Genomic DNA, 14545 nt, shown 5'->3' with positions numbered 1-14545 from the left:
CTCCTGCCAGCTACCGCCATGGCGCACCTCTTTTTCGCCGCGTCGATCCAGCGGCATGTCGAAACGCCCGAGCGCGACATCGACGCGCATACGGTCGGCGAAGCATTCGACACCATTTTCAGCGAGCAGCCGCGGCTGCGCGGCTACATCGTCGACGACCAGGGCGCGCTGCGAAAGCACCTGTCGGTGTTCATCGACGGCCAGCCGATCCGCGACCGGCAGCATCTGTCCGATGCGCTCGGCGACGCCAGCCGCGTGTATGTCGTGCAGGCGCTGACGGGCGGATAAAGGGACCGATGCACGGGCGCATTCCCGATACCAAGCGCCGTCGCGCCAAGGCGGACCATCCGGAGACATCGCATATGAACGATCGACTGCTCGTCGCCACCCGCAAGGGCCTGTTCGTCCTGCAACCCGATGGCAACGGCGGCTGGACGCTCGGCGAACCGCATTTCATCGGCGAGCCCGTCAGCATGGCGCTCGCCGACCCGCGCGACGGTACGCTGTATGCGGCGCTCAATCTGGGGCATTTCGGCGTGAAGCTGCATCGGCTGCGCGCAGGCGCCACCGAATGGGAGGAATGCGCGGTCCCGGTTTATCCGCCGCAGCACGCCGACGCGTCACCTCCCCGCGCCGATGCGCATGCCGGCAACGGCGCCATGGACGACGAGCCGCCCGGGCCGCCACAGCCGCAACCGCCGTGGACGCTTCAGCAAATCTGGTCGCTCGAAACCGGCGGCACGGACGAACCCGGCGTGCTGTGGGCCGGCACGATTCCCGGCGGCCTGTTCCGTTCCGACGATCACGGCGATTCGTGGGCACTCAACCGCCCGCTGTGGGATCGCCCCGAACGCGCCGAATGGGGCGGCGGCGGGTACGACGCGCCGGGCATCCATTCGGTGATGGTCGATCCGCGCGACAGCCGGCACGTTGCCGTCGGCATCTCGTGCGGCGGCGTGTGGCAGACCGCGGACGGCGGCGCGACGTGGCGCGTGACCGCGGAAGGCATGGAAGCCGACTACATGCCGCCCGAGCGACGCGGCGAACCGAACATGCAGGACCCGCACCGCGTCGTGCAGTGCGCGGCCAATCCGGACGTGCTGTGGACGCAGCATCACTGCGCGATCTTCCGCTCGACCGACGGCGGCGAACACTGGCGGCGGATCGAGGCGCAGCCGTCGAGCTTCGGTTTCGCGGTGGCCGTGCATCCGCACGAACCGGATACCGCGTGGTTCGTACCGGCCGTAAAGGACGCGTGCCGGATTCCGGTGAACGGCCGGTTCGTCGTCACGCGTACGCGCGACGGCGGCCGCAGTTTCGAGAGCCTGTCGAACGGATTGCCGGCCGCGCCCGCGTACGACCTCGTGTACCGGCACGGGCTCGCGGTGGACGATTCCGGCACGCGCCTCGCGATGGCGTCGACGACCGGCGGGTTATGGACATCCGCCGATGGCGGCGAGCGCTGGCAACAGGTATCGGCGCATTTGCCGCCGGCGTATTGCGTCAGGTTCGGGTAGCGGCGCGGCGCTTGTCCGGCGCCATCCGCGCCACCGCGTCGCGCGTTCGTGCGACTTCCGCTTCGAGCCAGTCGAGAAACCGCCTGACCTGCGGCTCGCGCTCGCGCCCCGGCCGGCACAACGCGACGAAGCGCGCACCGTCGAGCCGCACCGCGGGCTCGATCGGCATCAACGCGCCGCGCTCGACGTGCTCGGCGGCCAGCACCGAGCTGAGCAGCGCGATCCCCTGCCCGTGCAGCACGGCCTGCAACGCGTAATGCTCGTCGTCGTAATGACGGAAGACCGCACGTTCGAGCCACGCCTCCCGGCCCGCCGCACGGCACCACGACGCCCAGTCGACCGACACGGGCAACGGCGTATCCCACACCGTTTCGATCAGGTCGAGCGTCCCGTCCGAGCGATGCGCGTCGAACCCGACGGCCGCATACGCGCCGAAATATTCGTCGATCAGCGCAATCTCGTGCAACGCGGGAAACCGCCGCGACGTCGCGCGAATCGCGAGATCGATCCGGGCATCGCGTTCGAGATCGACGAGCGCGTTTCCGGTTTCGACCTTGATGTGCAGATGCGGATCGATGCGGCGAAACGCGCCGAGACGCGGAATCAGCCACATCGCCGCAAAGGCCGGCGTGGTGGTCAGCACGAGCGGGCGCTCGTCGGCCGCATCGGGACGCACCGCATCGAGCCCGCGGCTCAATGCCAGCAACGCATCGTGACTCGCGCGAAACAGCCGCTCGCCTTCTTCCGTCAGCCGCACGCCGCCTGCGCCGCGCTCGAACAGCAGCACGCCGACGCGGCTCTCGAGCGACTTGATCTGGTGCGACACGGCAGCCGGCGTCACGGACAGCTCGTCCGCGGCGGCCTTGAACGTGCCGAGCCGCGCCGACGATTCGAATACACGCAATGCGGTCAGGGGAATTTTCGAGAACACGGGGCCTCGCGGGCCGGATGCGGCCGGGTTGAATTCGATTCAATCGGGGTGAGATTAGGTGAATTGAAGCGGCTGCGCAACGCGACTAGCCTTGCGGGGCGTCGCGGCATGGTGCCGCGACGGTCGACCTCGAACCGGAGGAACCCGTGCAAGGCCTACCGCGCAGGATCACGCAGGCGGTGCTCTACGAAGCGATCGCCATTTCCTGCATCTCGCCCGCGATCGCGGCGATCTTCAAGCAGGACCTCGTCTACTCCGGCGCGCTGTCGGCGACGATGTCGGCGATCGCGATGCTGTGGAACATGATCTTCAACGCGCTGTTCGAGCGCTGGGAAGCGTCGCGCCGGCAGCCGGCGCGCACGCTCGGACGGCGGATCCTGCACGCGACCGGATTCGAGGGCGGGCTGATCTTCATCCTCGTGCCCGTCGTGTCGTGGTGGCTCGACATCTCGTGGTTCGACGCGTTCGTCGTCGATATCGGGCTGTTCGCGTTCTTCTTCTGCTACGCGTTCGTGTTCCAGTGGGCGTTCGATCGGGTATTCGACGTGCCGGCGGCGACGAAGGAGTCGTGAGCCGGGGCCTACGCCCCCGCGGCGATTTTCGGCAACTGCCAGCCGAAACGCACCGCCGCCATCCGCAGCGCGAAGCACGCGAGCCCGCCCAGCAAGGCCGCGACGACGGGCGGGCAACCGAGCCGCCGGCACAGCACGACGACGACCGCGCCGAGCAGCGCCGCGCTCGCGTAGATGTCCGTGACCAGCACGACCGGTATCCGTGCGAGCAGCAGATCGCGCACGACGCCGCCCCCGCAGCCGGTCACCGCGCCCATCAGCGTGGCAATGAACGGCGGCACGCGGAATTCGAGCGCCTTCACGGCGCCCGCGACCGCGAACAGCGCGAGGCCGGCCGCATCGAGCATCGTCAGCAGCGACGGCGAAAACGACGCGACCCGCGCATGAAACACGAAGGCGAACAGTCCTGCGGCGAACGCGAGCGCCGGATAACGCCAGTCGCTCACGGCGCTCGGCGGGCGAGCGCCGATCAGCAGGTCGCGAATCACGCCGCCGCCAAGCGCGACGACGAGCGACAGCACCATCACCCCGAACAGGTCGAGTCCGGCGCCGATCGCCGCATTGGCGCCCTCGATCGCGAACACCGCCGTGCCCGCGAGATCGGCCGCGAGCACGACTTGCTCGATGCGTTTCATGCGAATGAATGGCCGACGTACCGGATTGTCCGGCCGCAGCCTGCGTCGGCCGAAACGGTCGCGCCATTCGGCGGCGTGCCGGCTGCGTGTTGCCGTCCGGACGCATCAAGCGGGTTGCGGGTCATTGCCGTCTCCTCGATCGGGATCGAGCAGTCTAGCGCATCGTCCAGCGACCGTCGGACGGAGCATGAAGCGGGCAGCAAAAAGCCGGCGCAAGCAGGTCACCCCGCTTACGCCGGCTCAACATTCAGGTCAGGCTTCGGGCCGCGGCCGCCCAGCCCGACACGTCACCGTCAATGCGCGCCGAGATACGCCTTCACCGCCGGCAGGCCCGGCTTGCCGTCGATCGTCGTCACGCCGGCCAGCCACTTGTCGAGCGCCTCCGGGTTCGCCTTCAGCCACGCGGCGGCGGCCTTGTTCGGGTCCTGCTTGTTCATGATCGGCACCATCACGTGGTTCTCGATCGCCGTCGTGAACTGCAGGTTCGACACGAACTTCGCGACGTTCGGGCAGCGCTGCGCGTAGTCGGGCGGCGTCGCCGTCAGCACCTTCGCTTCGCCGTAGTTCGGGCCGAACACGTCGTCGCCGCCGGTCAGGTAGTCGATCTTCATCTGCACGTTCATCGGATGCGGTTCCCAGCCGAGGAACACGATCCACTGCTTGTCGCGGATCGCGCGATTCACCTCGACCAGCATCCCGGCCTCGCTCGACTCGACCAGCTTGAACTTGCCGAGGCCGAACTGGTTGCCGTCGATCATCTTCTTGATCAGCGCATTGCCGTCGTTGCCCGGTTCGATCCCGTAGATCTTGCCGTTGAGCTTGTCCGCGTACTTCTGGATGTCCGCGAACGACTTCAGGCCGCCCTGGTACACGTAGTCGGGCACCGCGAGCGTGTATTTCGCGCCGGTCAGGTTCGGCGTCGCGAGCACCTTGATCGTGCCGGCCTTCGTGAACGGCTGGATGATCGGGTCCATCGTCGGCGACCAGTAGCCGAGGAACACGTCGATCTGCTTGCTCTTGATCCCCGCGAACGTGATCGGCACCGACGCGATCGTCTTCGTCGGGTTGTAGCCGAGCCCCTGCAGCATCGTCGACGCGAGGCCCGTGGTCGCCGCGATGTCGGACCAACCGACATCCGCGAAGCGCACGTTCTTGCACACGGGCGGATCGGCCGCATAAACGGCCGACATCGGCGCGGTCATCCCGATTCCGCACACCGCTGCGATCAATAGGCGCTTCATCTTGCTTCTCCTCAAAGTGATGTCGTTTGCTTGAATGCGGGATCGTTTGTTGAAGCCGCGCGCCGCGATCCCGGCGACGTCGCGGACCGTCCGATTGCCCCGGCTCAGCGCCCCGGCAGCCGGCGCTCGTAGCTCGGCGCATGGCCGAACTGCGCGCGGTATGCCTTGCTGAAATGACACGGCGAATGAAAGCCGCAGACCGCCGTCACGCGTGCGATCGACGCATCGGTCGTGCGCAGCAGGTCGCGTGCGCGCTTCAGGCGCAGCGTCAGGTAATAGTGGGTCGGCGACACGTTCAGGTACACCTTGAACATGCGCTGCAGATGCCGCTGCGACAACCGCACGAGCCGCGCGAGCTCCTCGAGCGACAGCGGCTCCTCGATGTTCGCCTCCATCAGCCGCACGACCTCGATCAGCTCCGCACGCGAGAAGCCGACCCGCGCATCGACGGGAATCGGCTGCGTATCGGTCGAGCTGCGGATGCGCTCGAGGATGAACTGCTCGGAGACCTGCGCGGCCAGTTGCTGGCCGAACCGCATGCCGACGAGGTTCAGCATCAGGTCGAGCGGCGCGGTGCCGCCGGTGCAGGTCAGGCGGTCGCGATCGACGACGAACAACTCGTCGGCGAAACCCACCTGCGGGAATTCGGAATGCAGCGCGGACAGGTTCTCCCAGTGCACGGTGCAGCGATAGCCGTCGAGCAGCCCGCTCGACATCAGCGCGTACGCACCCGTGCAGATTCCGCCGAGCGGCAGCCCGCGTTCGGCGAGTGCCGTGAGCGTATCTCGCGCGCCGTCGTCGACCACGTCGCGGATGCGGATGCCGCCGCACACGATCATCACGTCGGGCAGGTTGTCGTAGTCGAGCGCCTGCGTGGGCCGCACCGCGATGCCGTTGCTGGCATGCGCGGGGGCGCCGTCGAGCGAGTAGATCGACCACTTGTAGTGATCCGCCCGCCCGACGTAGTTCGCCATCCGAAGCACTTCGACCGCGCTCGAGAACGCGATCATCGAGAAGTTCGGCAGCGTCAGAAAGCCGAAATGGGCGAGGGACGAAACCGGTGAAACGCAGGCGGCGGGCGCGACAGCGACGGCGGACGTCACATCGGTCTCCTGGCGAGGAGGTTGCGGGGAGCCAGCCCCGCGGCCGAAGCCGCGGGAGCCGTTATCCATTCAGGGTGAGCGGCCGGCGCGTTGCCGGCCGCCGGAGATCAGGCCTGCGCGGGCGAAGCCTTCACCCGAAAGAGCTGCTTGAGGCCCGAGAACAGCGGCGCCTTCGCAGTGCCCGGCGCGCGGCCGAAGCTCTCGGTGATGCGGTCGAGAATGATCGCGAGCAGCACGACCGACAGACCGCTTTCGAAGCCGAGACCGATGTCGAGGCGCTGGATACTCGCGAGCACGTCGTTGCCGAGGCCGCCCGCGCCGACCATCGACGCGATGATCACCATCGACAGCGCCATCATGATCGTCTGGTTCACACCCTGCATGATCGACGGCAGCGCGTTCGGGAACTGCACCTTGTACAGCAGTTGCCACGGCGTGCAGCCGAATGCCTGACCGGCTTCGACGATCTCGCGGTTCACGTGGCGGATGCCGAGGCTCGTGAGGCGCACGGCCGGCGGCATCGCGAAGATCACCGTCGACAGGATCCCCGGCACGCGGCCGAGACCGAACAGCATCGCGGCCGGAATCAGGTAGACGAAGGCCGGCATCGTCTGCATCAGGTCGAGGATCGGACGCACGATCGCGGCCACCCACTTGCTCTTCGCGGCCCAGATCCCGAGCGGGATGCCGAGCACGAGGCTGATGATCGTCGACGACAGCGTGAGGCCGAGCGTGATGACCGTCTGGTCCCAGAAGCCCGTCGCGAAGATCAGCAGCAGCGACGCGGTCGTGAACAGCGCGAAGCGCCAGCCCACCCGCCACAGCCCGACGCCGATGAAGATCGCCATCATCAGCCACATCGGGATCGCCTGCAGGCCATGCTCGACGAATGCGGCGAGCCCTTCGATCGCTTGACCGATCGCGTCGAACGTCTTCGCGTCGTGGTCGAGCAGGTAGTGAACGGACTGGTCGACCCAGGTACCGAGCGGAATCATTTCAGACATGGGAGCCTCGCGAACGCGTGATGGCCTTCAGGATGAGCGCACGATCGACCGAGCCGCAGTAGCAGCCGTCGTCGTCGACGACGGGCAATGCATTCGGGCTCGCGACGACGCGCGCGACGACATGTTCGAGCGACGCATCGCGCCGGATGCTTTCGATCGGCCGCACCGACGGCGTGTCCTGACCGAGCGCCTCGCGCGTGACGAAGCCGCGAATCTTGCGTGCGGCATCGAGCACGAACGCGTATTCGGCGCTGCCGTTCAGCGACGCCGCGACGTTCGCGGCATCGCACTTCGACACGAGCGGCACGGCGCCCGTCTGCATCAAGTCGCCGGCGGTGAGGTAGCGGCTCGTGTCGATGCCGTCGAAGAACGCGCGCACGTAGTCGTCCGCCGGATTCGCGATGATGTCCTGCGGCGTGCCGACCTGCACGAGGCGGCCGCCTTCCATGATCGCGATGCGGTTGCCGATGCGCAGCGCTTCCTCCAGATCGTGCGACACGAACATGATCGTGCGGCGCTGCTCCTTCTGCAGTTGCAGCAGCACGTCCTGCATTTCGCGGCGCTTGAGCGGATCGAGTGCGGAGAACGCCTCGTCCATGATCATCAGCGACGGGTTCACGGCGAGCGCGCGGGCGAGGCCGACGCGCTGCTGCATGCCGCCCGACAGCTCGGACGGCAGCTTGTGTGAAAACGGCGCGAGGCCGACCTGCTCGAGCACTTCCATCGCACGGCGCTCGCGCTCCTTCTTGCCCATGCCCGCGACTTCGAGGCCGAACGCGGCATTCGACACGACGGTGCGATGCGGCATCAGCGCGAACGACTGGAACACCATGCTCATGTCCTTGCGGCGCAGCGCGGTCAGCGCCGAGCGGCGCGCCGACGCGACGTCGAGCCCGTCGATCAGCACCTTGCCGGCGCTTGGATCGACCAGCCGGTTCACGAGGCGGATCAGCGTGGACTTGCCGGAGCCGGACAGGCCCATCAGCACGAAAATTTCGCCTTCCTGCACATCGAAGGAGACGTTGTGCACGCCGACGACCTGACCGGTGCGCTTGAGCACATCGTCCTTCGTCGCGCCGGCGGCGAGCATGTCGAGCGCCTGCTGGGGATTGCTTCCAAACACCTTGCACAGACCTTCGACCACAACCTTGGGGGCATCCATCGAAACCTTCTCCTCGTGTAGCGGGGACTCGCGCTTGTCATAGCGTGCCTACATAGTTGCCAGAAAAAACCCCGACCTGCCGACGAATTACGACAAACGCTTGCGCAAATACGACACGGCCCGCAGCCCCGCCCGGCGGGCCGCGCAGCCGATTGCGGCGGCGCAATACGCGCACGGCCCGCAACGGCGGGCATTCCGCGCCGGACTTGTGCGCAGCAACGCGGCGCGCATCACATGAGGTTTTGCGCCAGCGCGCATCGGGCACGCGTCGTTTTGCGACAAGTTCACGTCCGTTCAGGCGTCGATTCGCTCAGACGAAAACGCGCACTGCATTCGTCAGTAAAAAGCATGACCGTGCAGAAAGCCGGATGGCGACACCGGACGGCGCACGCCGCGATACCGCGTCAACCCCGCAAATCGCAGCATGCGCGCTGTGATACATTCCCCGCAAACACGCCAATCGCGACGCCGTCGCGGGCCTTTCGCACGAGGGCCCGGCCGTACGACGCGCGCATGCCGGTTCGCCTGCCGGCCGTGCTGAAACCGCCTCGAGCCGGTGCGATCCGCGATCGAAGGACGATAACGATAGTGAGAGGGAGCAAGGCGTTGAACTGGGCATTCGCCGTAATCGGCTTCATCGTGGGCGGCATCGCCGCCTTGATCGGGGATTTCTCGGCCGGAAGCGGCTCGCTGCTCGGGGCCGCCGTCGGGTTCTGCGTCGGGCACGCGCTGCGGCAAAGCAAGCTCCGTCACGCGCCCGCCGCGCCCGATTCATTCGCGATCTCCACGGCGCCGCCTCCCACCCCGTTACCGCTCGCCGATCGCGTCGCGCGCCTCGAAGCCACCGTCGACACGCTCACGCGCGAACTCGATTCGCTGCGCGCGCAACTGGCGGGCGCGAAGGCCGGCGCGGCGACCTCCGGCGGCCTCGCGCAAACGGCGTCGGCCGGCGCCTCCGCGCCGCTACCGGCCCACGTTCCGGCCACGCCCGCCCAACGATCTGCCGCCGCACCGGTCGACACACCGGCATCGGCTTCGACGCCGGCACCCGCAGCGGCACCCGCACCGGCAACCACGGCACGCACCGCCACGGCGTCCGCTCACGCCCACACCACCGCCAGCGCGCCCGCCACCGCGAGCCGCGCGGCCCCGCCCGTACCGCCTGCGCCGCGCGAACCCGGCCTCGCCGAACGCGCGTTCGGCGCCGCACGCGACTGGCTGCTCGGCGGCAACACGGTGGTGCGTGTCGGGATCATCGTGCTGTTCTTCGGCGTCGCGTTCCTGCTCAAGTACGCGGCCGACAACGACATGCTGCCGATCGAATTCCGCCTCGCGGGCACGGCGCTCGCCGCGGCCGCGCTGCTCGCGATCGGCTGGCGCGTGCGAGCGCGCCGCGCCGCATACGGTCTCGTGCTGCAAGGCGGCGGCGTCGGCATCCTGTACCTGACGATCTTCGCCGCGACCAAGCTTTATGCGCTGCTGCCCGTCGGCGCCGCGTTCCCGCTGATGGTCGCGATCTGCGCGCTGAGCGCGTTCCTCGCGGTGCGGCAGAACGCGCTGCCGCTCGCGTTCATGGGCAGCGCGGGCGGCTTCCTCGCACCGATCCTGCTGTCGACCGGCCAGGGCAACCATGTCGCGCTGTTCAGCTACTACGCACTGCTGAACGCGGGCATTTTCGCGATCGCGTGGTTCAAGGCCTGGCGCCCGCTGAACCTGCTCGGCTTCGTGTTCACGTTCACGATCGGTTCCGCGTGGGGCGTGACGGCCTATCGCCCCGCGCTGTTCGCGAGCACCGAGCCGTTCCTCGTCCTGTTCTTCCTGATGTATGTCGGTATCGCGCTGCTGTATGCGGTGAAACGCGAACTCGCGCTGCGGCACTACGTGGACGGCACGCTCGTGTTCGGCACGCCGATCGTCGCGACCGCGCTGCAGGCGTCGCTCGTGAAAGGCATGCCGTTCGCGCTCGCGTGGAGCGCGGTCGCGCTGTCGGCGTTCTACGTCGCGGTCGCCGCATGGCTCGCGCGGCGCCGCGACCGCCTCGGGCTGCTGTTCGAATCGATGCTCGCGCTCGCGGTCATCTTCGCGACGCTCGCGGTGCCGCTCGCGTTCTCGGGGCCGACGACCAGCGCCGCGTGGGCCATCGAAGGCGCGGCCGTCGTGTGGCTCGGCGTGCGCCAGAAGCGCCTGCTCGCATTCGGCTTCGGGCTGCTGATGCAGCTCGCCGCGGCAGGCGCGTTCTTCACGAGCCTGCTCGCGCCGGCCGACGCGACCGCGCTGCCGGTGCTCAACGGCCCGACCATCGCGATGCTGCTGATCGCGCTCGCCGGCCTGTTCACCGGCTGGTGGCTGCACGGGCGCGGCGAAGCGCGCGCATGGCACGCATGGATGCCCGAGATCGGCGTCGCGGCCGCTGCGTGGGGGCTGCTGTGGTGGGTCAGCGGCGGGCTGCACGAGATCCTGGTCCATGCAAGCCGCCACGTCGACCTGCATGCCGATCGCTTCGTCGTCGATACGACCGCACTGTTCGCGGCCGGTACCGCGTGGCTCGCGCACGCCACGCGCCACCGGCTCGCATGGCCGCTCGCCGAATGGCCCGCGCTCGCGCTCACGCCGGTGCTGGCGCTGCTCGCGCTGCGCGCGTTCGATGCGCACGAAGCGCCGCTGTCGGGCATGGGTGCGTTCGCGTGGCCGGTGGCCGCCGGTGCGGGGCTCGCGCTGCTGTGGCGCCAGTCGCGCGACACGGGCCGCGCCGCTGCCGCGAACGACGCGGCGCCGGCCGTTGCAGCAGGCATCCTCGCGCCGCTGCATACGCTGACGTTCTGGACCCTGTGCGGGCTGCTCTCGCTCGAAGGCTTCTGGCGCCTGCACGCGTTCGTCCCCGAAGGCGCGTGGAGCTGGAGCGCATGGGCATACGGATTCGGCGCGCTGCTCCTGCTCGTGTCGGGCCCCGGCTCGCGCCTGCGCTGGCCCGTCGCGGCGTTCCCGCGCGCGTATCAGGTGTGGGGGGCCGCGCCGCTCGCCGCGCTGCTGTGGCTGTGGAGCCTCGCCAGCACGGTCAGCGACGGCGACGCAGCGCCGCTCTTCTGGGTGCCGCTGCTCAATCCGCTCGACGTCGCGCAGGGTCTCGTGTTCGTCGCCTTCGCCGCGTGGCTGCGCCGCCTGAAAACGCTCGGCATCGCGTGGCATCCGCGCGTCGTCGACTATGCGGCGATCGCGACCGTGTTCCTGTGGTTCAACGCGCTGATGCTGCGCACGCTGCATCACCGCTTCCACCTGGGCTACGACATCGACACCGTGGTCTCGTCGTTCGGCGTCCAGCAGGTGTTCATGGTCGGCTGGAGCCTGTTCGCGTTCGCCGGGATGTGGCTCACACGCCGCGACGGCATCGCCCGTCTCTGCGCGTTCGCGTCGCTGCCGCTGATCGTCGTGATGTGGGCGTGGACGTTCTACGCGAACTTCACGCAGGACGGCGGAAGCTGGGCGCGCGTGCCGCTGTTCAATCCGCTCGATCTCGTGCTCGCGGTCGTCTACGCGCTCGCCGCGTCGTGGTTCGTGCGCGCGCGCAAGCTCGGCTGGTCGTTCGGCAGGTACCGCGTCGAGCTGCTGGGTGCGGCCGGCGCGACCGGCTTCCTGTGGCTGAACGCGATCCTGCTGCGCACGCTGCATCACTGGGCCGGCGTGCCGTATGAATTCCGCGCGATGGCCGAATCGACGCTCGTGCAGGCGTCGGTATCCGTGTACTGGACGGTCTGCGCGCTCGCGATCGCGATCTGGGCCACGCGCCGCGGGTTGCGGCCGCTGTGGTTCGTCGGCGCCGCGCTGCTCGCGCTCACGGTCGTCAAGCTGTTCCTGTTCGACCTGTCGCATGTCACCGGCATCGAGCGCATCGTGTCGTTCATCGGCATCGGCGTGCTGCTGCTGTTGATCGGCTATTTCTCGCCGCTGCCGCCGAAGGCAGCCGCGCAACAGGACGGCCGGCCATGAAACGATTCGCCGCCCTGCTCGGGCTGAGCCTGTTCGCGTCGTTCGCGGCGGCCGGCGATGCCCCGAATGCAGCCCGCGTCGCGCAGCGCTTCGCGCTCGACCTCGACGGCAGCGCCGCGTACTACCAGCTCACCGTGCCGCAGCCCGTGTATGCGGCGAGCCGGCGCGACGATCTCGGCGACGTGCGCATCTTCAACGGCGCGGGCGAGCCAGTGCCGTACTCGCTCGACGCGCCCGCCGCCGCGCCTGCCGTGCCGCCGTCCCGCACGCCGGTGCACTGGTTCCCGCTGCCGCCCGCCCGCGCCGGGAACGGCAACGCGCCGCTCGGCGTGACGGTCGGCCCGGACGGCGCGCTGCGCGCGGCCGTCGCGACGCCTTCGCGCACCACGCACGGCGCGGACCTCGTCGACCTGTCGCATACCGACGGCAGCATCGATGCGCTGCTCGTGCACGTGAGCGACGACAGCTACCAGGGGCGTGTGTCCGTCGAAGCCAGCGACGACCTGCGCAGTTGGCGGCCGCTCGGCAGCACGCAGTTGCTGAAGGTCGGCCGCGGCAGCGACATGCTGGTGCAGGAGCGCATCGCGCTCGACGGCGCCGCGCCGCGCTACCTGCGGCTGGACTGGCTCGACGACGCGCCTGCGATCGCGTCGATCGACGTCGAGACGCATCCGCGCGACGCTCGCGGCGCCGATACGGCATCCGCGCCGCGTCAGTGGCGCGACGCCGTGCGGGTACGCGCCGGCCGTGCGCCGGGCGAGTATCTGTTCGACACCGATGGCGCGTATCCGGTCGACCGCGTGCGCATCGGCCTGCCGCAACCGAACACTGTTGCACGCGCGGCGCTGCAAAGCCGTGCCGACGCACAGGCGCCGTGGCGCGACGTCGCGGGCGCCGTGCTGTTCCGGCTGCAGGGCAAGGGCGGCGAGCAGCGCAATCCGCCGCTCGAGTTCGTCGCGAATACGGACCGCACATGGCGAATCGTCGTCGACATGCGCAACGGCGGGCTCGGCGGCGGGCAGCCGGCCGTCGCGATCGGCTGGCATCCGGCCGCGCTGACCTTCGTCGCGCGCGGCGCGCCGCCGTTTACGCTCGGCGTCGGCGACGCGTCGCTCGGGTCGTCGGCCGTGAGCCGCGACGCACTGCTGGTCGGCATGGCGCCCGAAGTACGGCCCGCGCGCGTCGGCGCGGCGCTGCCGGCGTCGGCGGTCGCGCCGGTGGCCGCCGCCGACACGGACGCCGCGCGCCGCTACGTGCTGTGGGGCGCGCTGGTGGTGGCGGTCGGCATGCTCGGCACGATCGCGTGGCGCCTTGCGAAAGGCGGCGGCGACGCCCGCGGCCGCGACGAGTGACGTACGCAAGCAGTTGCGTGCCGCTTGGCGCGCCGTTCGTCGAGCCGGTTCGTTCTCCTGGCCATCGGAACGGGTGATTGCGCCGATTGATCGAGCGGCCCGCGTCCCGTCCTCGCGTGAAGCCCACGCGACGGGCGAACGGCACGAACCGGAGTCCGCCCGCCGCTATCGGGCCACGACGCGGCCGTGCTGACGCGGCCGCCACGGCGACGACCAGCAACTGGCCGCACCGGCCGCGCGGCGCGCCGCGAAACGTCCGGCGCGACGCAAACCCGCCTCGCGCCGGGCCAACACGACAATGCGCGGCGCCCACGCATGCAGGACACGCCGCACGGCCGCCACACGCGCAGCCAGCCGCGACGCCGACGACACCCGGCGCACGGGGCATGCAACGGGCCGCTTGCACAGGATCGCACTGTCGTAGCGCTTGCCGGCGAAGCGCATCACGTCGACCAACTCGAAGCCCTGCGCGCCGTAGAACGCCAGCAGGTGCGCGGCGGGATGCGGCGTATCCAGCGCGAGCAGCGCATAGCCGCGCGACGCGGCCCACTGCTCGGCGAACGACAGCAGCAACGCGCCGATCCCGCGGCTCTGGCAAGCCGGGTCCACCGCCAGCTGGCGCACGCTCGCGACGCCTTCACGGCGGTATAGCGAACAGGCCGACGACGGATCGGTCGCGTACAGCGTGGCCGTGCCGACGACGCGCCCGCCGCACACGGCGACGTAGCATTCGCCTGCTTCCGCGCGGCGGCGCGTGACATCTTCGTCCTGATCGACGCACGTGCAGTTGAGCCCCATCGCACCGAGCCGCGCGAACGCACGGTGCAGCATCGGCGTGAGTTGTGCGTAGCTGTCGATTGCCGGATCGAAGCGCCGGACGATCACCCGATCGGCGCCTGCGGAAAGCGGCGCGGCGGCGGTGGGTTCGGCGATCGCGTTCCAGGGTATCGACATGGCCATGCTCCGTGGTGAAGATGCCCGAAGTCTAGGAGCGCGCCGGTCGCCGTCGCAAGAAAAAATGTCGTAAAAATCCACGGGTAGCGC

General features: G+C 69.1%; 11 protein-coding genes and 1 pseudogene. 5 read left to right on the top strand and 7 right to left on the bottom strand.

The window, feature by feature from the left end:
• The first annotated feature begins 18 nt into the window (after positions 1-18).
• The gene (locus C5F75_RS18160; RefSeq protein ID WP_104012525.1) at positions 19-288 is read left to right on the top strand and encodes a MoaD/ThiS family protein; all 270 of its coding nucleotides are present in this window, start codon (positions 19-21) and stop codon (positions 286-288) included.
• Positions 289-362: 74 nt separating this feature from the next.
• Positions 363-1517 carry a WD40/YVTN/BNR-like repeat-containing protein gene (locus C5F75_RS18155; protein WP_104012524.1) on the top strand — a complete coding sequence of 385 codons (1155 nt, stop codon included), beginning with the start codon at positions 363-365 and terminating at the stop codon, positions 1515-1517.
• Here C5F75_RS18155 and C5F75_RS18150 read toward each other — a convergent pair.
• The gene (locus C5F75_RS18150; RefSeq protein WP_104012523.1) at positions 1504-2448 is read right to left on the bottom strand and encodes a LysR substrate-binding domain-containing protein; all 945 of its coding nucleotides are present in this window, start codon (positions 2446-2448) and stop codon (positions 1504-1506) included. The two genes, C5F75_RS18155 and C5F75_RS18150, sit on opposite strands and share 14 nt — an antisense overlap.
• 146 nt (positions 2449-2594) lie before the next feature.
• On the opposite strand from C5F75_RS18150, the gene C5F75_RS18145 reads away from it, so the two are divergent.
• Complete coding sequence (locus C5F75_RS18145) at positions 2595-3020, top strand: PACE efflux transporter (protein ID WP_059575418.1); 426 nt, start codon at positions 2595-2597, stop codon at positions 3018-3020.
• An 8-nt stretch (positions 3021-3028) separates the two neighbouring features.
• On the opposite strand, the gene C5F75_RS18140 is transcribed toward C5F75_RS18145, so the two are convergent.
• From C5F75_RS18140 to C5F75_RS18120, 5 genes and pseudogenes are all read right to left on the bottom strand, one after another.
• Positions 3029-3655: a trimeric intracellular cation channel family protein gene (locus C5F75_RS18140; RefSeq protein WP_059575420.1), complete on the bottom strand. Its 627-nt coding sequence runs from the start codon at positions 3653-3655 to the stop codon at positions 3029-3031.
• A 293-nt stretch (positions 3656-3948) separates the two neighbouring features.
• Positions 3949-4896: a choline ABC transporter substrate-binding protein gene (locus C5F75_RS18135; RefSeq protein WP_060314054.1), complete on the bottom strand. Its 948-nt coding sequence runs from the start codon at positions 4894-4896 to the stop codon at positions 3949-3951.
• 104 nt (positions 4897-5000) lie between these two features.
• Entirely contained in the window at positions 5001-5999 is a 999-nt protein-coding gene (locus tag C5F75_RS18130) for a GlxA family transcriptional regulator (RefSeq protein WP_059575422.1), read from the bottom strand.
• Positions 6000-6106: 107 nt separating this feature from the next.
• Positions 6107-7003, bottom strand: a complete 897-nt coding sequence (gene choW, locus C5F75_RS18125; RefSeq protein ID WP_059575424.1) for a choline ABC transporter permease subunit — start codon at positions 7001-7003, stop codon at positions 6107-6109.
• Positions 6996-8442 (bottom strand): annotated as a pseudogene (locus C5F75_RS18120) (quaternary amine ABC transporter ATP-binding protein); the annotation flags it as partial. The pseudogene C5F75_RS18120 and the gene choW, both read right to left, overlap by 8 nt.
• 329 nt (positions 8443-8771) lie before the next feature.
• On the opposite strand from C5F75_RS18120, the gene C5F75_RS18110 reads away from it, so the two are divergent.
• Complete coding sequence (locus C5F75_RS18110) at positions 8772-12149, top strand: DUF2339 domain-containing protein (protein ID WP_104012522.1); 3378 nt, start codon at positions 8772-8774, stop codon at positions 12147-12149.
• Entirely contained in the window at positions 12146-13501 is a 1356-nt protein-coding gene (locus C5F75_RS18105) for a DUF3999 domain-containing protein (RefSeq protein ID WP_059575430.1), read from the top strand. Before C5F75_RS18110 ends, C5F75_RS18105 begins: the two co-directional genes overlap by 4 nt.
• Positions 13502-13666: 165 nt before the next feature.
• On the opposite strand, the gene C5F75_RS18100 is transcribed toward C5F75_RS18105, so the two are convergent.
• Complete coding sequence (locus tag C5F75_RS18100; RefSeq protein ID WP_059575432.1) at positions 13667-14455, bottom strand: GNAT family N-acetyltransferase; 789 nt, start codon at positions 14453-14455, stop codon at positions 13667-13669.
• Between the last annotated feature and the right edge of the window lie 90 nt (positions 14456-14545).

The sequence above is a fragment of the Burkholderia anthinoferrum genome, assembly GCF_002925705.1.
GTDB lineage: Bacteria > Pseudomonadota > Gammaproteobacteria > Burkholderiales > Burkholderiaceae > Burkholderia > Burkholderia semiarida.
The sequence above is the reverse complement of the archived record's forward strand: the minus strand, read 5'-3'. Positions and strand labels throughout refer to the sequence as shown.

Coding starts and splice junctions, on each gene's coding strand:
- C5F75_RS18160 (WP_104012525.1), top strand. CDS start 19: ATGGCGCACCTCTTTTTCGCCGCGTCGATCCAGCGGCATGTCGAAACG.
- C5F75_RS18155 (WP_104012524.1), top strand. CDS start 363: ATGAACGATCGACTGCTCGTCGCCACCCGCAAGGGCCTGTTCGTCCTG.
- C5F75_RS18140 (WP_059575420.1), bottom strand. CDS start 3,655: ATGAAACGCATCGAGCAAGTCGTGCTCGCGGCCGATCTCGCGGGCACG.
- C5F75_RS18135 (WP_060314054.1), bottom strand. CDS start 4,896: ATGAAGCGCCTATTGATCGCAGCGGTGTGCGGAATCGGGATGACCGCG.
- choW (WP_059575424.1), bottom strand. CDS start 7,003: ATGTCTGAAATGATTCCGCTCGGTACCTGGGTCGACCAGTCCGTTCAC.
- C5F75_RS18105 (WP_059575430.1), top strand. CDS start 12,146: ATGAAACGATTCGCCGCCCTGCTCGGGCTGAGCCTGTTCGCGTCGTTC.
- C5F75_RS18100 (WP_059575432.1), bottom strand. CDS start 14,455: ATGTCGATACCCTGGAACGCGATCGCCGAACCCACCGCCGCCGCGCCG.